Origin of the sequence: Vibrio jasicida 090810c (assembly GCF_002887615.1) — a bacterium.
GTDB lineage: Bacteria > Pseudomonadota > Gammaproteobacteria > Enterobacterales > Vibrionaceae > Vibrio > Vibrio jasicida.
Window position 1 is genome coordinate 1250196 of the sequence record NZ_CP025793.1, and the last position, 22372, is coordinate 1272567.

The following is a 22372-nucleotide window of genomic DNA, read 5'->3' on the forward strand; positions in this document are numbered from 1 at the left end:
AATCCTGACATTCCGCCTCCGTTAGATGATGAATACTAACCACGTTCCCGTCGTATTCATTGTGGAGGTATTATGATCGGTTACGAAGAAATGGCGATATCCGGCTACCTAGGTTGGTTACTCGCTGTTTTGTTGATTTACCCCTTTGCCTATGTTGGTATTCATATTGGAGTATTCGATATAAAAGTTCGTACCAAAGTCAGCCGTTATTTCAATCGCTTTATATTAGCTTTGATTGCATTTCTACTGATTATGCATATGCAAACTGAAGTGGTTTACGGCAAGTACTTTCTTGGCCTTTGGGAAGCACAACAGTAACTCTGATCGCATTAATTCCCATCGCCTTGTGCTAAGTTGTCGAAATTGAACTAAAAATCGACAACTTAGCATGAAGCCATACGACCTATATTTTCTTCATACTTCACCCGTACACATTCCACCTTTCTCCAAATTGATGACAGAGCTCGCACCTGATTTAAAAGTTGCACACTTTGCCGATGCTGACTTGTTGGAGCGTCTGGTTGATGGAGAGGACGTATCTAAGGTGAAGCAATCAGTACAAGACAAAGTACGAGAGCTTTCTGAACAAGCAAACTTGGTGGTTTGTACTTGCTCCTCAATTGGTCGCTTTGCTGAGTCGCTTACAGAGGAGGGTGTTAACGTTCAGCGTATCGACCGAGCGATGGGTGACCAAGCTGTCACTCATGAGCAAGTGTTGTTACTCGCGGCACTCGCGACAACGCTTGAGCCTAGCTTGGCGTTACTTGAGACGAGTGAGGGTAATTGTATCCGTCAGTTAGATACGTTTGTGGTTGAAGGTGCTTGGGAACGCTTTCTCGACCAAGATAACCAAGGCTATTACGACAAGATTAAAGCGGTAATAGAACAAAAGGCTCGTGATTATGACGTAATTGTATTGGCACAAGCTTCGATGTCAGGTGCTGCATCATTAGTTGATGTCGACATTCCAGTATTAAGCAGCCCACGTTTAGGTGTAAAAAGGGCAATTGAAACCTTAAGGACATTCCATGCAAATAACTAGTTGGATTCAGCTATGCTTACGCGAGCTTGAAGGGGCGCCCATAAAAGAACATTCCGATATCGAAGCGTCGTTTGCGGAGTCGGAACGTTTCTCAAAATGGAAGGCAAGCAAAAGAGAAATACGCCTCGAAGAAGTCAGCGATCGTTGCTGGATCAAGAGCTGCACGGGTGGCTACATCACAGAGGTACATTTGCATGCAGATGGTTCACTTGATGAATACACCTTGTTTGGACGCCTTCATACCAAAGGACATTGGGAGCTAGAGGCTCGTGTACTTCATATCACGATCTACAAAGGTGAAAACACTTATGAACTTTCTGTTGTGGGAAACCGTGAACCTTCCATCCACTCTGCGATTGAATACAAAAATGGAGAAGTGCACTCCTATCTAAAACTGACTCCAATTTCTCAATAGCAATTTAACAAGGACGAGTACCACAATATGGATATTGTATTTGTAAGGCATGGCGTGCCAGATTTTACGTTAGCGGATGAGCGGCAGATGACCCAACTTGAGAAGGATTATGCGCCGCTTTGCCAAGAGCATTTGCCCGAGCTGCAAGAAAAACTCAATCATCCAGTCTTCAATGATGCTGAAATCATCATAAGCTCACCTTATACGCGTACTCTTCAAACTGCAGAAATTCTCAATCGTCATCGCGGTTTGCCTTTGTTTGTTGAGCATGACTTGAGAGAGTGGCGTGCTGACAAAGAAGGCGGCTACATTACCTTGAATGAGAGAGACCGACGCTGGCACGAATACCGAGAGCTTTTAAATGCAGGTATTCCAATGACTGACTCCCGCTATGAACATGTTGACGAGCTAAAAACACGAGCGGAGTTAGTACTGGAGCGTTACCGTCAATATCGAAAGGTTGTTGTCGTGAGCCACTTTAATGTGTTTGAAGCACTGCAAGGTTTCCAAGACGTAGGACTGTCTTGTGGAGAATTTCGATACATTAATTTCTGATCTAATTTTTATCTTCTATAGTAAAATCAGACACTAATTTAATTTCAGGTTGCTGTATGAAATCTTTTAAAACACTTTTACTTTTGTCTCTTGCAACGTTGTTTGGCTGTACGTCTAAACCGGACGGCGTGGAGCCCGTCAACAACTTTGAACTTCAACCATATCTAGGTAAGTGGTATGAAATTGCGCGTCTTGATAACTCTTTTGAGCGCGGTTTATCGAATGTGACAGCTGAATACGAGCTTCGTGAGGATGGCGGTGTAACAGTTATCAACCGAGGTTATTCAGAAGAAGATAAAGAATGGACGCAAGCTGACGGCAAAGCGTATTTCGTTGATGGTGAAAACACAGGGCATTTAAAAGTGTCTTTCTTCGGTCCGTTTTATTCGTCTTACATCGTATTTGAACTAGGTGAGAACTACGACTACGCGTTTATCTCTGGTTTCAATCACGACTACCTATGGCTACTGTCACGCACACCGACTGTCGATAAAGCAACGGTCGAGCGCTTCAAACAAGTAGCAAAAGAGAAAGGCTTTGCGTCGGACGAATTAATTCTCGTAGAGCAAACAAAGTAATACTTACAGCGACAAATGAAACATGCCCCACAAAAAGTGGGGCATTTATTTAACTGAGTTCTGGATTACTTAATTAATCGAACAACTAATGAACCTGGTGCTCGGATCGATTCAATATTGTGGCTCAGCACTGTACCTTCAGTCGGCGCTGTGTAACGCTGAATCTCATCACCAAAGCTGTCGTATTGAATTGCAACCAATTGACCTTGTTCTACCTTATCCATCATCTTCACTTGTGGTAGTACAAAACCACCTAATTCAGCGCGAATGCTGATGATGTCTTTGCCTTCTAGGCAGGGCGTGATCTCTGCAACTTCACCGGTCACTACGTCATGACGAGCAAGGATATTGAAGATGCCAGTCACGGTACGGTCGATCAGCTCTTGTTCTGTGTAACGACCCATGCCCACCTCGATGGTGATGCTTGGAATGCCGCTGTTGTTCCAGACGGTTTCAAGTACTCCAGCGTCACCCGGATCGTTAAGAATCGCATCTGGGTTAATGAGGCGAGCCATTTCCAGAGATTGCTCAATACGGAAGTCAGCAAACACGTACAGCGGGTAAGCAGCACCAGTGGTTTGAGTGTGCAAATCAATCGCCAGTTCTGCGTTCGGTTTAAGAAGGTTATTCCACAAAGCAAATAGGAAGCGGTTTGCTTCGTTGCCATTTGCATCGCCAGGGAAGAAACGGTTTAAGTTTGCAGGAGATGCATCTGGATCCGCAGAGAAGAAGTCACGGCTGTGGTTCAGCATACCCGTCAGGTTGATGGTCGGAACGACAGTTACAGTACCCGCGATGTCTTTGCCAATCAGTTCACGAGCGGTCTTTTGCGCCGCTAAAACACCATTGTATTCGTCACCATGAACACCAGCTGTGATCATGATTTTCTTACCCGGTTTTTCGCCCTTGAAGACTAACACAGGCAAATGTTGCCATTGAGATAGGGCGTTGGTTGCAATACGGAACCAAAACTTATGCTCGCCTGCAGGTAAGTCTGTTACGTCAAGAGATTGAATGACTTGATGACCTTGAATTACGTCATCCAGAAATTGTGTTGCCATTAAAGTTGTCACTCCAAAACATCTTACTTTGATGCTTGTTTGCCATACGGCTTGAATTAAAAAAGGCGAGAACTTTGTCTCGCCTTATTCTTTATACCAAAGCTACGTTTTCACGTTTAAGTGCTTAGGGATATTGGTAATCAGTTTACGCAAAACCCATCACGTGAGCTGCGACGACGACAATGCTCGATAGGGTAAAGAGTAATAGCATAAAGCGCCAGCAGAATTTCGCCCAGTCACCCCAGTCGATACGACATACACCCAGTGTTGCCATTAGCGACGCTGAAGTTGGAACGATAACGTTAGTGAAACCGTCACCAAGTTGGAATGCTAGAACCGCAACCTGACGAGTAACGCCAGCGATGTCTGCAAGAGGAGACAATAGAGGCATAGTCAGTGCTGCTTGACCAGAGCCTGAAGTCACGAAGAAGTTGAAGATAGATTGGAAAACATACATCAACCAAGCCGCAGCAACGTCAGGAAGACCGCTGATTACGCCACCAGCGCTGTTCAGGATCGAGTTCAGTACGCTTGCTTCATCAGTAGTACCGCCACCTAGGATAAGCAATACACCTTTCGCACAACCAACCAAAAGAGCAGGAGCAAGCATGATTGCTGCACCTTCTTTAAATGCGTCAGCCGCACAGTTTAGCGTCATGCCGTTCAGACGGAAGATCGTACCGATAATCGCAACGACAAAGCCCATAGTGAAGAATTGTGACGCGATTTCTGGAATGTACCATGCGTTAGCTACTACGCCCCAAACAACCCATACTGTCGTTGCAATAACCGTAAGGATAACTAAGGTGTCACCTAGGTTCCAACGAGAATCGTGGTCACCTAGCTCTTGCTGACGGAAGTATTTGTCAGTACGACGGCTGTAAGAAAGCTCAGGGTTTGCTTTGATACGCGATGCGTAAATCATAGTGAAAGCAATACCAATCGCGGTGAACGCCGCCCAAAGACCCATACGTACAGTCATACCGGACAGAACAGGAATGCCAGCAATACCTTGTGCAATTGCTACCGAGAATGGGTTCATCCAAGATGTTGCAAAACCAATCTGAGTCGCAACGTAGGTCACCATTACTGTAGTAATACCATCGTAGCCAAGGCGAACCATTAGTGGCGCGATAATAATCGCAAATGCAACGGCTTCTTCACCCATACCAAATACTGCGCCGCCCAAAGAGAACAGCAAGAACAGAACGGGAATGAATAGCGCTTCGTTGCCTTTGGTCTTATCGATAAGGCGAAGGATACCGTTGTCGATTGTGCCTGTGCGCATTACCACACCAAATGCACCACCGATAACCAGCATGAACATGATAACGCCAATCGCGCTGCCCCATTTAGAGCCTGAAACCAGACCTTCGAATGGAAAGTTCATTAGACCAATGCCACCGCCTGAAGCGAACAGTCCAACCTTGTTGTAAACCAATTCACCGTTTTCGTCGGTTGCATAAGAGAAAGAAGAGGGGTCGATAACTGTGCGAGTTTTTTCTGCACCGTCGACCATGTAGGTCACCTGTTGGCTATCGAAATGACCAGCAGGGATTAAGTAGGTAAGAATCGCAGCAAGAATACCAACAATGAAGATCAAAATGAGGGTATCAGGCATCTGCCATGATTTAGGGGTTGCCGCCGATTCCGATGGCAGAGCGTGTGTGTGAGACATAACCTATTTCACGTCGAATTATAGAAAGCATGAAATATCGATAAAATAGAATAAAAAGTCAATATTAACTGAGTTTATGAACTATAAATTCATCAATAATTTGATCTGAAGAGGGTTGAGTCGCTTATCAATGATTTAATGGTTAATTGTTTTGGTTAGATGTTGTGCGAATGAAAACAGAGTTAGGACTTGTGGCGATTCACAAGTCCCATAATTATTCACTTTTCTGCATGAGGAGTTTGTTCTGAATAAAACGCGGCAACATCGCGCAAATCTTCATCATTTAGCATGCGTAATTGGGCTGCCATCATCTCAGCCAAAGGACCTAAGCGAAGCCCATCTTGATAGGCTTTCATAGAATCATACAGGTACTGAGCATTCTGACCGGCTAGGTTAGGGTAAGCGTCGTTTGTCGTCATGCCGTTCGAACCATGACAGTAAACACAGCTTGACGATTTAAGTTTGCCTTTATCAACGTTACCAAAAGGTTTCGCCACAACAGAGGAAGAGAGAAGAAGAGATGTCAGAAGCACGTATCTAAGCATTGAATGCACTCATTGTAGTTCTTGAAAGCGCATAGAATAAAGCTTCCCCTTAGGGGAAGCTCAATGATCAAAATCAAGTTAAAGCAGAGATTTAAGGCTAGATAGGAAGGTATCGATGTCTTGTGCTGAAATATCTTTGTGCGTCACGAAGCGGATTGGGTTTCCTGGGGTAATCGTGATGCCTTGCTCCTTCATCTTTTCTGCGATACCGGCGATATCCACTTGTGGATCAAGCTTGGCAAAAACGATGTTGGTTTGAACAAACTCTGGATTAACAGAGAAACCAGGCAATTCCGCTAAACCCTCCGCCAACGTTTTCGCATTGATATGGTCTTGTTTTAGCTGTTCTACTTGCTCGGTAAGGGCTAGTTTACCGGCTGCAGCAAGAATACCCGCTTGGCGCATACCACCGCCAACCATTTTTCTTAGGCGGCGTGCTTTTGCGATGTACTCTTTGCTACCAAGTAGTAGCGAACCAACAGGGGCAGCCAAACCTTTAGATAAACAGATAGTCATTGAATCAAAGTACTGACCAATCTCTTTCACTGGAACATCAAGCGCTACAGCTGCGTTGAATACGCGAGCGCCATCTAGGTGCATCTGCAAGTTATGTTTGTTCACAAACTCACGAGCCTCAGCAAGGTAGGAAAGAGGAATCACTTTACCGTTGATGGTGTTTTCCAGACTAAGTAGGCGAGTACGTGCAAAGTGCGCGTCATCTGGCTTGATTGCTGCTTCTAGCTTATCAAATGGCAAAGTACCGTCTGGGTTGTTTTCAATCGGTTGAGGTTGAATAGAACCCAGTACCGCCGCGCCGCCAGCTTCGTACTTGTAGTTATGCGCTTGCTGACCACATAGGTATTCATCACCGCGCTCACAGTGTGCCATTAAGCCAAGTAAGTTTGCTTGTGTGCCAGAGGTGGTGAACATTGCGGCTTCAAAGCCCGCAAGCTCAGCAGCAAATTGCTCTAATTCGTTAACGGTTGGGTCATCACCGTACACATCATCGCCGACAGGAGCGGTAAACATTGCTTCACGCATTGCTTGGGTAGGTTGCGTAACGGTATCTGATCGAAAGTCCATAATTCTCTCCTCGGTCGAAAAGACCTAAATATAACCGCAAAGACGAGCTTTGCTTAGGCAAGCGATAGTTTTGGCATCCGTAATAATGCCTTGAATAATTTGTTGTTCGAGTTCTTCTCGTGACAATGTCACCACTTCAATCACTTCATCGTCGTCACACTCGTATCGATTGGTCCTGTTCAGTTGCTCAGCAACAAACAAGTACTGGATTTCATCACAAAAACCAGCAAGAGGGGTAACTTGACCAAGCGATGTGAACTTTTCGGCGCTGTATCCTGTTTCTTCTTCCAACTCTCTTTGAGCACAATGCAATGGATCTTCATCGCCTTCACGTGTGCCAGCAGGCAATTCAAGCAGCCATTTGTTAAGAGAGGGACGGAATTGATTAACAAGAACGATGTTGCCATCTGAAGTAATAGGTAAGATAACGGCAGCACCGGGGTGTTGGATAGTGGTATGTTTGATCATCCGACCAGTTGGTAGTTTAACTTCCTCTTCGACCAGAGAAATCTGTTTCCATTTATGAATTGTATTGCTCATGCAGTTGTGGATCCTAGCGGTAACCGCGTGTTGACGTGTTTTGCACATTAACCACAAACTGCGTGAAACAAAAGTAGAAAATGGTTTCATACTCTTATGAAATCAGCACATTCAGTGAGTTATGTCTCATAAATGAAAACTATGGTTACCCGCGCACGCGCGCGAAGAGCATCTGGTATAACCGAGGTTCACTAAAAAATACACTTGTAACAAAGTGATAACAAATGTATAAAATTAAATATACAGCCTCAGTTCAACAGCCGGAGCTTTTATGATTCAACCATCTTTCGCATCAAATGCAGAAAAGGCGCTTCTTTCAGAGCGTATCAACAAGCTGGCTAAAGCACTGACCGACGGCGTTTACGAACGCGAACACACCATCAAACTTTGTCTTCTTGCCGCTCTAGCGGGTGAGAGCGTCTTCCTTCTTGGTCCTCCGGGTATTGCAAAAAGCTTAATCGCCAAACGTCTTATCCAAGCATTTGATAACAGTAGTTACTTTGAGTACTTAATGACTCGCTTCTCAACACCTGAAGAAGTGTTTGGTCCATTGAGCATTCAAGAGCTAAAAGACAACGGTCGTTATGTCCGTCTTACTCAAGGGTATTTACCAACGGCGCAAGTGGTTTTCCTTGATGAGATTTGGAAGGCGGGTCCTGCGATTCTGAATACGCTTTTGACTGTTGTGAACGAAAAGACGTTCAAAAACGGCAGTGAAATTGAACGTGTACCGATGCGCCTTTTGGTTTCAGCATCAAACGAACTACCAGACGAAGATAGTGGTTTAGACGCACTTTACGACCGCATGTTGGTGCGCGTGTTTGTAAACCGCATTCAGGATAAACAAAACTTCAAATCCATGCTGACAGTGGGTACGTCTCAAGAAGCGCAGGTTCCAGAGGGTTTGGCGATCACAGACGAAGAATACCACCGCTGGCAGCAACAGCTCGATAAGCTGACTCTCACCGACAATACATTCGAAAAGCTATACCAACTTAAGTCTATGTTGGAAACGAAAGTAGAGTCTGAGTTTGGCGACGCATCATTAACAGACATGTACGTGTCTGACCGCCGTTGGAAAAAAGCGGTCAAATTGCTTAAAGCGAGCGCGTTTTTCAATGGTCGTGATGAAATCAACCCACTTGATCTTCTGCTACTGCAAGATTGTTTATGGAATAGCCCTGAGTCACGCGATGTCGTTCGCAGTGTGATTCAAGAGTTCGCACTAAAACATGCCTTTGATCAGCAAGAAGCAGAGCAAGAGATCGAATACTGTCGCGAATCTTTGGTTGATGTGCAGCATGAACTTGAAGACAAATATCGCATGACGCTAAACGCTGAAGTGTCAACGGGCCTGCTTCGCAAAGAAACCATGAGCTTCGATACATCCAAAGCGAAAACTTACAAAGTAGGCGCGGCGGTGAATCTGGTTAAGCTGGTTATTCTGCAAAGCAACATGTCGGTATCTGAATCAGAGAAGGGTGACAGCCGCTGGGTATACGTACCAAAAGACGAGCTTGACCGAGTGATCAAAGAAGGTCATGGCGATGTGTATGGCTACGTGAACCAAAACACCAATATGTGTCGTCTGCGGTTTGATGTCGATGCCGCCAATAACCTAGTGATCCGTGACATTGCAAACCGTGGTGTGTTGGTGAGCTTGGTTACCCAACAAGGTTTAGACGTTGAGCTTTACCAAAAATGGTTGGCAGAAAGCGAAAAAGCAGTCAGCCAATTGAGTGAAGCTGAACATCATATGCGTAAGGTTAAAGCCAACTTTCATGGCGCATTACCTCACAGTTTCGTGGATCCAGAGTTACCACGTCTAATGGAGTCGAGTCTGCAACAGGTGAGCCAGAGACTTGAGTCTATCCAAGGTGAAAGCGAGAAGATCATTCAGCGCTTTAAAAACTTACATCAGTTTTTCTCTTAAGGAGACGACATGTTAGGTGCAGACGGACTCAGCTTAGCACTTATGGTGGCAGATTCAGGCATCATTGATAGTGCGGTTAACGATTTAATGGCGCGCTCACAAGTCATGATGATGGCAGAAAATCGAGGTATGAAATCCTCGGTGAAAAACCATCTACTTAAATGGCGTGGCAACGTGAAAAAGCGCATGACGAAAGTCTGTGAGACAGAACGTTTTCAACAGGAACTCGCACTCTATCAAGAAGTGATTTATTGGGATGAAAACGAGTTTTTCGAACGAATTGATGACGTGATCAAAAAGCTTGAATGGCACTCGGCGTTTTACATGCAAGCGCGTCGCATGATGGAGAAGAACAAGGGGGTGAACAACCCAATGTTCCCTCATTACTTCTGTGACCAGTGGTATCAAAGCCTTGCAGAAGCAATCAAACAAGCGCAAGTCTCTGAGCTTGAAGAGAACAAAGAAAAAGTCCTCAACGATCTTTATCAACGTATGGAAACTATGCGTAACATGGATAAAGTGACGGAGTCTGGTGACGAAGAAAGCGTTGGGCGTTTGTGGGATATGGCGTCCGCTAAGTTGAGTAAAACTGATTTAACCGTGATGAAGCGCCACGCAGAGTTCCTTAAAAAGCACAAAGGTTTGCAAGAGATCGCAGAGCAACTTGGTCGCATGGCGGGGCAAGTGAATGATCCTGACCTCAACCGCGCACCAGCAGAAGAGCTGCAAATGGTTGAGGAAAAGAGTGACGAAGCGACAGACGATATCGTCGGTATTCATGAAAGTGACGATCTCAACAAACTGCTACCTAACGAAACCATGTTTTTGGCGTATCCAGAGCTGGAAGTCGTGTTCTACAAGCATTTGGTTGATAAACGCTTGATGAACTACCGCACGCAAGGTAAGTCTCGCACACTACGTAAAGTGAAAGCGCATAAACCAGATCATAAAGCGGTGGACGTTGAAAAAGGCCCATTTATCGTTTGTGTTGACGCGTCAGGCTCGATGAGTGGATTCCCGGAGCAATGTGCCAAAGCCATGGCTTACGCACTTATGCAAATCGCTCTGGCCGAACAACGAGATTGTTATGTGATCATCTTCTCCACTGAACACATTACTTACGAGCTAACGCGTCAGGATGGTTTACGTGAAGCCGCTGACTTTTTAACTTACAGCTTCCATGGTGGGACGGATTTGGAGCCAACGTTAATTAAATCTATTGATCTAATGAACAGCGACAAATACAAAAATGCCGACATGGTTGTTATCTCAGACTTCATTGCACCAAAACAGCAAGATGAGTTGCTTGCAAAAGTCGATGCGTTAAAAGCGAAAAAGAACCGCTTTCATGCCATTAGCTTATCGAAGTATGGCAACCCAGCGTTAATGTCAATGTTTGACCACACTTGGTCTTACCATCCAAATGTAGTGGGGCGCTTATTGAAACGCGTCGCAAACGGCTAACACCATCGAACAGTATAAAAGTGACAAGCAAAAGCGGCTTAAGCGGTCGCTTTTGTCGTTTTTTGTTCGGTGATATGCAATAAAGCCATTAGTAATAAGGCACCGATTAGATCGAATTATCGACTGTTTGGTTTAAAAAAAAGCAAACGAAGCGGAAATAAAAGATTTTTGTTTGACTATATTTCCTGAATCCGTAAAGTAGCACCCAACGCAACGGGGCAGAGCCTTTTAGCGTAAACAATTTGGCGCCTTGGCAGAGTGGCTATGCAGCGGATTGCAAATCCGTGGACCTCGGTTCGACTCCGGGAGGCGCCTCCAAATTCATAAAAAGAGATGTCCTAGGGCGTCTTTTTTTGTATCTAAAATTCCTGTTCCATCAACTCCTTTTGCCGCCGTCATTCACTACTTTGTTTTTTCTTTACTGTTTCACATGTGTCGTGCTTTGCGACTTAGTAGAGCTTCACTTCTGAGTTCTCTCGGTTTCGTGGTAGCGCTATTACTTTGCTACTTCGTGAACTTAAGATGCGAGAAGAATTAATAACGCCACATAGTGTGAATATGCTTCAAACTTATGCAATTTGGCACTAATTTAAATTGTTGAATATGGAACATCTATCACTAATACGTTTTTTCAAGATTTGAAATCAAATCACATTTCTATGAATCTGCGAAATACCATGCATATCATACAAAAGTGCAACAAGCCTTACTCCTTCTCGTTTAATGAATAATCAAACTGTTAACGATATCTTTATTTGTTTCATGAACTAATGCGTGTATCCAATCAGCATATTTCTGTGACTAACACAGAATTATTTATCATTTATTTCAGTAGTCTAAATAAAACCCCTGTAGTGAAAAATTAGTGGTGACTAGCACGTCTCTGGCGTGTGGTCCCGTTGGATAACAAAATATTTCAGGAGCAATAACGTGCTACGAACAAAGAAAACAATCGTCAGTATTCTCGTTTCAATGGCGATGATCTCAGGCTGCAATGATTCAGACAGTGACACCATTTCAACCAGTCCTATTCCTTACTTTGCGGAATGGAAGGATGTCGACAGTGCTATTAAAAAAGATGATGCGATGGAAGCAGAAATCCAACGTATCCTTGCATTAATGACGTTAGAAGAAAAAGTCGGTCAGATGGTACAACCGGACCTTCGTGAGGTCACTCCACAAGAGGCGAAAACCTATAAGCTTGGCTCAATCCTAAACGGTGGTGGCGGTTTTCCAAACAATGATAAATACGCGACCGCACAAGATTGGGCGGACGAAGCGGATAAATATTGGTTAGCGTTGGAAGACGCTTATGCTGACCGAGGATTCCGAATTCCCTTTATGTGGGCGACAGATGCAGTACATGGCCACAACAACGTTTTCATGGCGACGGTATTTCCTCATAACATTGGCTTAGGTGCAGCTCGCAACCCTGATCTGATTGAAGAAATAGGAAAAGCGACCGCAAGAGAGGTTGTTGCGACAGGTCTTGATTGGACATTTGCACCGACCGTTGCGACACCACGCGATTATCGTTGGGGACGTGTATATGAAGGCTACTCGGAAGATCCAGAAATCGTGTATGAATACGCGAAGCGCATGGTGGAAGGCATTCAAGGTGGTGAAGAAGGCTTAAAAGGGGACACTAACGTAATCTCTAACGTGAAGCACTGGGTCGGTGACGGTGGTACGTTGGGTGGTGTTGACCATGGTGAGAACCGTTACACAGAAGAGTACCTACGCAATATTCATGCAATGGGCTACATCGGTGGCTTGAATGCAGGTGCACAAGTGGTGATGTCGTCGTTCAACTCTTGGTGGAATGATGCCAACTACGATCCTATGGTTGGTATCGACGGTGCTGAGGATGGTGGCGATTACATGCAAAACCAGAAAATCCACGGCTCACAATACCTGATTAGTGATGTCTTGAAGGGCAAATTGGGCTTTGACGGCTTAGTCGTTACCGATTGGAATGGACAAGGCGAGATCAACGGCTGTAGCGCAGCTGATTGTCCTCAAGCTGTAATCGCTGGTAATGATGTCTTTATGGTGACTTCACGCAACGATTGGCAAGCGTTCTATCAGAATGTGATTGACCAAGTAAACGAAGGCATCATTCCAATATCGCGTATCGATGACGCCGTGACGCGTATTTTGCGTGTGAAAATGCGTGCAAACCTTTGGGAAAAACCACAGCCTTCAGAACGTTCACTGGCAGGCGAACAATCCGTATTGAGCGCGCCAGAACACGTTGCTATTGCACGCCAAGCGGTATCTGAATCCTTAGTATTGCTTAAAAACCAAGACCAAATCCTACCTTTGAAATCCGATTCGAAATTCTTGGTAACAGGTTCGGCTGCCAACGACATCACCAAACAAACAGGTGGTTGGTCGCTTACTTGGCAGGGTGATGGCAATACCATTGAGAAAGACTTCCCGAATGCACAAACGGTGCTTATGGCAATGCAGAAAGAAGTTGGTGAAGAAAACGTTTTTACCGATGCTTCAGCAACAACACCAGAAGAAGCTACTGCGCTTGTGGTTATCGGTGAAGATCCTTATGCAGAAATGTTCGGTGACATCAGTAAAGCACAAACGCTTGAATTTTCGAAGCTAAAAGCCTCTTATCAAGCAGATCTTGATACGATCAAAGCGCTAAAAGAGCAGGGATACAAAGTGGTCACGGTATTCTTCTCTGGTCGTCCACTTTATGTCAATGAAGAGCTCAACAACTCAGATGCGTTCGTTGCAGCTTGGTTGCCGGGTACGGAAGGTCTAGGTATTACTGATGTATTGTTCGCAAAAGATGGTGCGGATTTCAAAGGTAAGCTCTCTTATTCGTGGGGCGCTAAGAAGTGTTCGACCACAATCAACCGCAAGGCACTCAATATCCCTAACTACACGACACCAATTGATGGCATAAATGGTGAGTTGATTGAGCAAGATATCGAAGGCGAACACAAGCCGTTGTTCCCATATGGATATGGTTTGAACTATGCAAATCAGACCGAAGTTCCTGCTCTATATGAAGACTTGAACGATATCCCGCTTGATCCTCGTGATTATGGCTGTGGAATGGACGAGCCAGATAACGGCATCGCTGAGTTCCCATTAGAGATCTTCGGTAAAGATGCAAAAGGAGAGTTTGTTGCACGTATGTCAGGCAGTGCGAATGGTTGGTCTGGACTGGAAATCAGCAAAGACACCACCACAATCGGCTCAGTAACAACGAAAGGCATCAACTACGATGGCATGCAGCAGTCAGCAATCAATGTGAAGTTCTCGGGAGAGACTGGTGATTTTGTTGGCAATTCAGCCGCTCAAATTTACATGCAAACGCCAGATGAAAAGGGTGTTGATTACAACAGCTACATGAATGCTGATTCGACTTTGGAGTTTGATATTCGCATGGTAACTGCAGCGCCAGAGAGCTTAGTGCTATCGACTCACTGTGAGTATCCTTGTCGCGGTGAGGTTAACATTAACAAAGTCTTACCAGAACCGTCAGAAAGCACTTGGACGACGATCAAAGTGCCGCTTCAATGCTTGAAAGATACTGGCATGAGTTTCCAAATGTTGAACACGTCTTTCTTGATGTACGCAACGGAGGCGGTGGAGTTTGATTTGGGTAAGATCCGTTACGTTCCAAACCCTGATGGATTACCTTCTGATGCGGTAAGTTGTGAAGACATGCTAGAAGATGCGTTGCCACCACTAACGGGTGACAATTATAACCTATTCGCTGACTTCAATGCGCAGGCAAATGCTTCAGACCAATATACCACTGAAGGTTGGGGGCCAATTCCTGATGGGGAAACACACATGACAGTAACCCCGGTAACAGATGGGGCAACAGTCACGTATAACAGTGCTAGTCCAGAGGCTTACAAAGGATTATTGCACTTCAACTTTGATGCACAAAACTTGGAAAACTTTGCGGAAGCGGGTTCACTAGTCTTCACAGTGAATGTCACTACCTTTGGCTCACAAAAGCCTGATAATGATCAAACAGGCTTAGTGCTGAAACTTGCTAATGCGGATGGCGATACGGGAGATGTTTTTGTACCGGAACTTTCCGCTGCGAATCTTGCACTAAACTCTGATGTTACCGTTACGGTTCCAATGTCCACATTTGGAGATAAGTTCGATAACAAGTATTGGGCGCAAACTGTTAAGACGTTCACTATCTTCCCCGCATGGGCAAATACCCAAGCTGGCGTAGAGTTTGAAATCAGTGATATTCACTTCACGAAGTAAACAGACCATCTAGGAAAGTTACTCAATTTAGTAGAAACAAGGCGAGCCTCAATAGCTCGCCTTTCTCGTTGAGGAAGCCTTTAAAAGCCAAGTGTGAACTTTCTTGCGGCAATCTATGTGAAATCTCTTTAGAATGTCTTCCTCGACAAGGAAGCAGTGAAGACACATGAGAAATACCGACGACTACATTATTTTCTATCATTTGGTTGAGCAAGGTTCATTCAGTGCCGCTGCAAGACAAATGGAACTCACTAAGTCGGTCGTCAGTAAGCGCATTGCCAAATTAGAGCAGGAGATAGGTGTTCAACTGCTTTATCGAACCACACGCACGCTTAAACTGACAGAAGCAGGGCATTCCTTCTTCGAACATGCTCGCAGCGTTTATCAAGCCGTCGCAACCGCAGAAGAGTCGATTGTTGGTTTAGGCAAGAGCCTATCCGGCAACATCAAGATTACCGTTCCGACCATCTCTGGTGAACTTATCCTTCCTACCGTCATTTCTGAATTCAACCAAGCTTACCCAGATATCAACATTGATATGGAACTGGACAATCGATTCGCCGACATCGTCAACGAAGGTTTTGACCTTGCCATTCGTACTGGGGTTTTGCCTGACTCAAGCCTAATCGCACGTAAGCTTGTTGATGCAAACTGGATTGTGTGTGCATCGCCTAAGTACGTCGCCAAACATGGCAAACCAAAAATGCCGGACGATCTCACTAAGCACAACTGTTTGGTTTATGCCTATCAAGAGACAGGTGCACGTGAGTGGGCTTTCAAGCGTCATGATGAAGTGTATCAGGTTAAGGTAGATGGGAATCTATGTACCAATAACTCATCTGCGCTACGTAACGTCGCTTTGCTAGGGCAAGGTATCATTTATGTACCTCGGGTACTGGTTTATGAAGACTTGCAGCAAGGTAAGCTGATTCAGTTGTTTAAAGACGAAACCGCTAAGTGCTTGGGCATTTATGCCGTGTACCCATACACACGTCAGCAACCAGAAAAGATTAAGATCTTTATTGAGCATCTGTATCAGTGTTTTCAACGTCGTAGCCATCAATTCTAGTGGTTCAACTTTTCTCAAAGGAGTGATTCTCCTTTGTTCGAAGGGATTCGCTCTAAATTTAAAACTCCACAACCTATCTGTTTTCTTTGTCGATCAACAATGTCACAGTGATATAACGCTGCGATAACGTCATGGTGTTCACATGTTGTGGTTTTGTTTTAACTCAATATTCTATCAAGGTTAGGTATATAAAGCCTTGTGATTCTTTTGACTTTGCTTTTCTTGGATGTTGTGCACATTTGTTAACAATACACTTTGCTATTGTTTCTTTTTGGAAACGATAAGTTTCTTTGTTGATTTTATAGTTCTTCGAAACTTAAGTGATTGAATATATGGGTAATTAAAGTAATTAATTTTGTCTGGGTGTCGTTATCGGACTTTGGTGGCATGGACGTTCAGATTCGGACTACTTATATTGGCTGGGCATAATAACTAGAGATACGGATATGAAACAGAAGCAGCTCATCGACGCGTTTGTCACCATTGTCGGGGAAGAAAATGTCCTTACCGATCAAATCAAAACCAAGTATTACCGCAGCGGTTTTCGCTCAGGAGGCGGCACGGCGTTGGCGGTGGTTTTTCCTAAGACTCTGCTAGAACAGTGGAAGGTCATCCAACAATGTGTGAACAATAATTGCATCATCATCATGCAAGCAGCCAAGACGGGTCTGACCGAAGGCTCTGCGCCAAGTGGTAGTGATTACGACCGCGATGTGGTGGTGATCAATATTACCAAGATGAAGCAAATCTATCTGTTAGACGGCGGTAAGCAAGCGGTTTGCCTTCCGGGGGCAAGTTTACATTCACTAGAAAAAGAGTTGCGAGCAGTTAATCGCGCGCCGCATTCGGTGATTGGTTCTTCTTCTCTGGGCGCAACCGTTGTGGGCGGTATTGCAAACAACTCTGGTGGCGCTTTGGTTAAACGTGGTCCTGCTTATACAGAGCTTGCCATATTCGCTCAGGTCGACAAGGACGGTAAGCTCAATCTTGTAAACCACCTTGGTATTGAAGGATTAGGCTCGACGCCTGAAGAGATCTTACAGAACATCCAGGATGGTAACTTCGACCCAGATAAAGTGATTCATGATGAACGCATGGCGTCGGACAAAGAATATGACGAACGTGTTCGTGATGTGACTTCTGATATCCCATCGCGCTTTAATGCGGATGAGCGTCGTCTGTACGAGGCGAGTGGTTGTGCAGGTAAACTGGGCGTGTTCGCTGTTCGAGTCGATAGCTATCCTATTCCTGAGAAAGAGCAGGTGTTCTATTTAGGTACTAACGATCCAGATAAACTGACCAAGCTGAGAAAAGACTTCCTTACTCAATTCGAAAACTTACCAGAAATGGGTGAGTACCTTCACCGTGACATCTTCAATATGGCAGAGAAGTACGGTAAAGACGTTTTCCTTTCTATCGATCTATTGGGCACAGACAATCTACCTAAGATGTTCTCGCTTAAAGCTAAGGTCGAAAACTTCCTAGAGCGAGTTCCGTTAGTCAGTAAATACCTGCCAGATACTATTCTCTATTACGCAAGCAAGTTGTTCCCGCAGCATCTTCCTAAGCGGATGTTGGAATACCGTGATAAGTACGAGCACCATCTTGTGCTTAAAATGAGTGACGGCGGTATTGCCGAAGCACAAAAATATTTTAAAGAAGTTTGGGGTGCTGAGCACGATAGTGACTTCTTCGAATGTACACCAGAAGAGGGCAAGAAAGCATATCTACACCGTTTTGCTGCGGCAGGTGCAGCCATTCGTTACGAAACCATTCACCGCAAGGAAGTGGAAGATATCGTTGCTCTTGATATCGCGTTACGACGTAACGATGAGGAGTGGTTAGAAACATTACCTGAGGAAGTGAGTAAGAACCTAGTTAAGTCCCTCTATTATGGGCACTTTATGTGCTATGTTTTCCACCAAGACTATGTATTCAAAAAGGGCACCGACACCAAGCTGATGAAGAAGCTAATGTTGGAACACCTGAACAGTCGTGGTGCAAAATACCCAGCTGAACACAACGTAGGGCATCTGTACGAAGCGGAAAACTCGCTGCAAACGTTCTACCATCAACTTGATCCGACCAACACCTTTAACCCAGGCATAGGTAAAATGGACCGCTACAAGCGCAACTGTAACTGTTGTGCATAACGTTTTCATTGAGAGAGCTGATAGGGAGTCGCTAATATAGCGGCTCTATTTTATGGGCGAGGTCGTTAAGATTGCGTGTGTGTTTTAATCGAATCGCTCAACTCCCATACATTCAGTAGTGTTTTTAACCATCTGAATCAAAAAGAATAAATTTATTGTTGACCTAGAAATATAATCCGTTAAAGTACACCTCGTTCTCACGGCTAAGGTCGTTAGAGCAGGTGGTGTTGCCATCGCATTGATTGCGTTGCCCTGGTGGTGGAATTGGTAGACACAAGGGATTTAAAATCCCTCGACGTTCGCGTTGTGCCGGTTCAAGTCCGGCCCGGGGCACCATCCGCAAATTGAGTGTGTGGATTTTATATCCCACCGTCGAGTTGACCGACCGAGTGTCGGACCATCAATTCCGGTCGGAGAACCATCTCTCATAAAGTGAGATTAAATAATCTCAGAGAACAACAATTCGGTAAGGCGCCTTGGCAGAGTGGCTATGCAGCGGATTGCAAATCCGTGGACCTCGGTTCGACTCCGGGAGGCGCCTCCATTCTTTTCGAAAGCTCGTCATTATGACGGGCTTTCTTCGTTTTAGCGCAATGGAATTGACGTGCTTTAATACCTCTTTCTCCTGTTTATTAATTATCTCCTCCCTCGTTATTTGATCGGGATTTAATAATTGTGTTCAATCAATCATTGATTTTATAAATGTTACGCAACTCAATAATTGTAGAGGGTGATTGGTGATAATTTCTCCATGATTGTAGTCCGAACTTTTTGTTGTACAACAGACGGTTAGTTGGATCTCTTCTACCTGTCATGTTAGCTCTCTAAGTTCGAACTTCGTTCTAAAACGTGAGAGAAAAATAATGAAAACATTCAACCTTAAACCCACACTTTTACCTTTAACTTTGCTGCTCAGTTCGCCGGTTATGGCGGCACAAAATGGAACCATGATGCAGTATTTCCATTGGTATGTGCCAAATGACGGCACACTCTGGACACAAGTTGAAAACAACGCACCAGCATTATCTGACAACGGCTTTACCGCGTTATGGCTGCCGCCTGCCTACAAAGGTGCCGGTGGTAGCAATGACGTAGGTTATGGTGTTTACGATATGTATGACTTAGGCGAGTTTGATCAAAAAGGATCGGTACGAACCAAGTACGGCACCAAAGACCAATACCTCGATGCTGTTAACGCGGCACACGCAAACAACATTCAAATTTATGGTGATGTGGTGTTTAACCACCGTGGCGGTGCGGATGGTAAATCGTGGGTCGACACCAAGCGAGTCGATTGGAACAACCGAAACATTGAACTCGGCGACAAATGGATTGAAGCTTGGGTCGAATTTAGCTTCCCAGGACGTAACGATAAATACTCAGACTTTCATTGGACGTGGTATCACTTTGACGGGGTCGACTGGGATGACGCAGGTAAAGAAAAAGCGATCTTCAAATTCAAAGGTGACGGCAAAGCATGGGATTGGGAAGTCAGTTCTGAAAAAGGCAACTACGACTACCTCATGTACGCAGACCTAGACATGGATCACCCAGAAGTCAAACAAGAGTTGAAAGACTGGGGCGAGTGGTACTTAAACATGACGGGTGTAGATGGCTTCCGAATGGACGCGGTTAAACACATCAAATATCAGTACCTACAAGAGTGGATCGATTACTTACGTTGGAAGACAGGCAAAGAGCTGTTTACTGTTGGTGAATACTGGAACTACGACGTGAACAATCTGCATAACTTTATCACTAAGACTTCTGGCAGCATGTCATTGTTTGATGCACCGCTACACATGAACTTCTATAACGCTTCACGCTCGGGCGGCAACTTCGATATGCGCCAAATCATGGATGGCACCTTGATGAAGGACAACCCAGTGAAAGCGGTAACATTGGTCGAGAACCATGATACGCAACCACTGCAAGCGCTGGAGTCTCCGGTGAATTGGTGGTTCAAGCCTCTTGCGTACGCGTTCATTTTGCTTCGTGAAGAAGGTTATCCGTCAGTGTTCTACGCGGATTACTACGGCGCACAATACAGTGATAAAGGACACGACATCAACATGGTGAAAGTGCCGTATATTGAGCAGTTGGTGAAAGCACGTAAAGATTATGCTTATGGCAAGCAGCACTCCTACCTTGATCATTGGGATGTGATTGGTTGGACACGAGAAGGGGATGCGGAACACCCGAAATCAATGGCGGTTATCATGAGTGATGGTCCTGGCGGAACAAAATGGATGTACACAGGTTCACCGAGTACGCGTTACATCGATAAGTTAGGTATTCGCACCGAAGAAGTCTGGACTAACGCTAGTGGATGGGCGGAGTTCCCAGTAAACGGCGGTTCGGTTTCTGTTTGGGTCGGCGTTAAATAATCAGGCTCATAGAATTGCAGGTGTGACCGATTTCGAAAATAGCGCGCATTTAATTAATGTCTTGTTTGATATTCATGAAACATATGCGTAACTTTATACCTGAGCATTATCAGTAGGCAGATTAAGGAAAGGAATCTATGGCTGACGTTTTGATTGTTGCGATTGTATTCAGTGCAATATTTGGTGGTGGTATCGTTAAGCTGGTTCTTAACCATCGTAAGGAAGTAAAAGCGTTAGAGATCTCTGAACGCAATCAGATGAGTGAAGAAGAGCGAAATGGTTTGAACAAGCAAGTCGCAGAGCTCAAACAGCGCGTTGAAGTATTAGAGCGCATCGTTACCGACAACAAATACCAACTTGATAAAGAAATTGCGTCCTTGTAATTCTGAACCAAGACGAAAGAGCCAGTTTAATACTGGCTCTTTTTGTATCCGTCCTTTAATCCCTAGAAAGCGAAGCAATGGATTACCGTTCATCAAAGAAGTCTTTATTTCGAATGTACTTACTCATCAAGTGATAAGAAAAAGGGCGTATCAACCAACTCACCAAAGAGCGTCCAAGCCGCATCAACGTTGGTGTGTTCTCGTAAATCCTACCGTTATAAAGCCAAAGCATTTTGCCCACATGCCAGTAGAGAAAAGGCACCGGAGGCATAAAGGTCACAATATCGATGTCGCAACAGATTCGATAGGTTTTGTGGCTTAAACGATAGCGTTTCTTGAATGTCCAATCACCAATCGCTGGTTGACCAAATGTCACGACACGTTTGATGCTTTTCGGGTACTTTCTTTCGATATAATCGGCAAACACGCTACCAATTGCGCCGCCCGATGAATGCCCAGTAATGGTGATGCGCTTGCCTTGTAGAATTAGAGGTACAATAGTGGCTTCTAATCGTTCAATTACACTCAAACCAAGACGATCTTCATTTCGAGAAGGTTGACTTTCTTGAAATAACAAATGGTAGAAGCCTGCATGGATTCGATAGTTTAGCCCCAAGCGCTTGCAGCTGCGTGTCCACATCGCGAAGTTCAACAACCAATCGGTCATGCTATGCGAACCTTTAATTACCACGACGACTTCCGTACGCTTCTTGCTCCATAAAACACGGATCATGGTTTTGCCAAACTCGTTTTTAATGATGCGCTGCCCATTAGGATCAAACCCATAGCGGGTCTGTTTAAAGACTCTGGGGTAGGCGAGATTACAAAGGACGGCGTAGCGTTCGTACTGATATCGTTTTAAAGGCTTCACATTATTTTTCTGTCTCTTGGTCAACGTAAACTCTAGATGTGAAATATGAAAAATAGATGAAGATGAGAAATGAACAGAGGTTGGCGAAGCGTTTTTACTCAAGGGCTTGTGAAAGCAGAGTACTGCGTCAGTATTCATTCAATGTAGGAGGGTTTTGAAGTTTTTTGTTTGTACAAGCAAGACCGGGATTAGGGAAGATGCCATTCGCTGTGTATATGAATTGCGCAAAATGATCGTAGATTGTGCATGTGAGTCGCCTTTTTAACCATATGAATGAAAAAGACAAAATATCTGTTGATCTAAAATCTGAATCCGTTAAAGTACGCCTCGTTCTCGCGGCACAGGTCGCTAGAGC

18 protein-coding genes and 3 tRNA genes are annotated in these 22372 nt (G+C 44.7%); 15 read left to right on the forward strand and 6 right to left on the reverse strand.

Annotated elements, in window-relative coordinates; translation table 11 throughout:
* The first annotated feature begins 72 nt into the window (after positions 1-72).
* The 5 genes from C1S73_RS23085 (at position 73) to C1S73_RS23105 (ending at position 2590) form a co-directional block, all read left to right on the forward strand.
* Entirely contained in the window at positions 73-318 is a 246-nt protein-coding gene (locus tag C1S73_RS23085; RefSeq protein ID WP_038867660.1) for a hypothetical protein, read from the forward strand.
* A gap of 70 nt (positions 319-388) precedes the next feature.
* Positions 389-1042: an amino-acid racemase gene (locus C1S73_RS23090; protein ID WP_038867657.1), complete on the forward strand. Its 654-nt coding sequence runs from the start codon at positions 389-391 to the stop codon at positions 1040-1042.
* Positions 1029-1457 (forward strand): hypothetical protein, encoded by a 429-nt coding sequence (locus C1S73_RS23095; RefSeq protein WP_038867655.1) that lies wholly within the window; start codon positions 1029-1031, stop codon positions 1455-1457. Before C1S73_RS23090 ends, C1S73_RS23095 begins: the two co-directional genes overlap by 14 nt.
* 27 nt (positions 1458-1484) lie before the next feature.
* Complete coding sequence (locus C1S73_RS23100; RefSeq protein ID WP_038867652.1) at positions 1485-2012, forward strand: histidine phosphatase family protein; 528 nt, start codon at positions 1485-1487, stop codon at positions 2010-2012.
* Between the two features lie 56 nt (positions 2013-2068).
* The gene (locus C1S73_RS23105) at positions 2069-2590 is read left to right on the forward strand and encodes a lipocalin family protein (protein ID WP_038867650.1); all 522 of its coding nucleotides are present in this window, start codon (positions 2069-2071) and stop codon (positions 2588-2590) included.
* A 65-nt stretch (positions 2591-2655) separates the two neighbouring features.
* Here C1S73_RS23105 and C1S73_RS23110 read toward each other — a convergent pair whose 3' ends face one another.
* The 5 genes from C1S73_RS23110 to C1S73_RS23130 all read right to left on the reverse strand — a co-directional run bounded on the left by C1S73_RS23110 (position 2656) and on the right by C1S73_RS23130 (position 7497).
* On the reverse strand, positions 2656-3651 hold the full coding sequence (locus C1S73_RS23110; protein WP_038867648.1) for a succinylglutamate desuccinylase/aspartoacylase family protein: 996 nt from the start codon (positions 3649-3651) through the stop codon (positions 2656-2658).
* Positions 3652-3796: 145 nt separating this feature from the next.
* Positions 3797-5329 (reverse strand): putative basic amino acid antiporter YfcC, encoded by a 1533-nt coding sequence (yfcC, locus tag C1S73_RS23115; protein ID WP_081634756.1) that lies wholly within the window; start codon positions 5327-5329, stop codon positions 3797-3799.
* 218 nt (positions 5330-5547) lie between these two features.
* Positions 5548-5874, reverse strand: a complete 327-nt coding sequence (locus C1S73_RS23120) for a c-type cytochrome (RefSeq protein WP_038867644.1) — start codon at positions 5872-5874, stop codon at positions 5548-5550.
* Positions 5875-5952: 78 nt separating this feature from the next.
* A complete protein-coding gene (gene ltaE / locus C1S73_RS23125) occupies positions 5953-6957 on the reverse strand; it encodes a low-specificity L-threonine aldolase (RefSeq protein ID WP_009696116.1) in 1005 nt (334 codons plus the stop codon).
* Positions 6958-6981: 24 nt separating this feature from the next.
* Positions 6982-7497 carry an NUDIX hydrolase gene (locus tag C1S73_RS23130; RefSeq protein ID WP_038867641.1) on the reverse strand — a complete coding sequence of 172 codons (516 nt, stop codon included), beginning with the start codon at positions 7495-7497 and terminating at the stop codon, positions 6982-6984.
* Positions 7498-7768: 271 nt separating this feature from the next.
* Here C1S73_RS23130 and C1S73_RS23135 point away from each other — a divergent pair, with 271 nt between their 5' ends.
* The 10 genes from C1S73_RS23135 (at position 7769) to C1S73_RS23180 (ending at position 21146) form a co-directional block, all read left to right on the forward strand.
* Complete coding sequence (locus C1S73_RS23135) at positions 7769-9430, forward strand: ATPase RavA domain-containing protein (RefSeq protein ID WP_038867639.1); 1662 nt, start codon at positions 7769-7771, stop codon at positions 9428-9430.
* 9 nt (positions 9431-9439) lie between these two features.
* Positions 9440-10894, forward strand: coding sequence for an ATPase RavA stimulator ViaA (gene viaA / locus C1S73_RS23140; RefSeq protein WP_038867637.1), 1455 nt, complete (start codon positions 9440-9442; stop codon positions 10892-10894).
* A 244-nt stretch (positions 10895-11138) separates the two neighbouring features.
* Positions 11139-11212: transfer RNA gene (locus tag C1S73_RS23145), tRNA-Cys, on the forward strand.
* 654 nt (positions 11213-11866) lie between these two features.
* Positions 11867-15154: a glycoside hydrolase family 3 protein gene (locus C1S73_RS23150; RefSeq protein ID WP_050566683.1), complete on the forward strand. Its 3288-nt coding sequence runs from the start codon at positions 11867-11869 to the stop codon at positions 15152-15154.
* Positions 15155-15320: 166 nt separating this feature from the next.
* Positions 15321-16223, forward strand: coding sequence for a LysR family transcriptional regulator (locus C1S73_RS23155; RefSeq protein ID WP_038867633.1), 903 nt, complete (start codon positions 15321-15323; stop codon positions 16221-16223).
* Positions 16224-16669: 446 nt separating this feature from the next.
* Entirely contained in the window at positions 16670-18376 is a 1707-nt protein-coding gene (gene dld, locus C1S73_RS23160) for a D-lactate dehydrogenase (RefSeq protein WP_038867630.1), read from the forward strand.
* 249 nt (positions 18377-18625) lie between these two features.
* Positions 18626-18712, forward strand: a tRNA-Leu gene (locus C1S73_RS23165).
* A 134-nt stretch (positions 18713-18846) separates the two neighbouring features.
* A tRNA-Cys gene (locus C1S73_RS23170) sits at positions 18847-18920 on the forward strand.
* A 319-nt stretch (positions 18921-19239) separates the two neighbouring features.
* On the forward strand, positions 19240-20763 hold the full coding sequence (amyS, locus tag C1S73_RS23175) for an alpha-amylase (RefSeq protein ID WP_038874043.1): 1524 nt from the start codon (positions 19240-19242) through the stop codon (positions 20761-20763).
* A gap of 137 nt (positions 20764-20900) precedes the next feature.
* A complete protein-coding gene (locus C1S73_RS23180) occupies positions 20901-21146 on the forward strand; it encodes a hypothetical protein (protein ID WP_038874046.1) in 246 nt (81 codons plus the stop codon).
* 82 nt (positions 21147-21228) lie between these two features.
* Here the strand turns inward: C1S73_RS23180 and C1S73_RS23185 are convergent, their stop codons facing one another.
* Positions 21229-22017 (reverse strand): lipase family protein, encoded by a 789-nt coding sequence (locus C1S73_RS23185; protein ID WP_038874049.1) that lies wholly within the window; start codon positions 22015-22017, stop codon positions 21229-21231.
* Between the last annotated feature and the right edge of the window lie 355 nt (positions 22018-22372).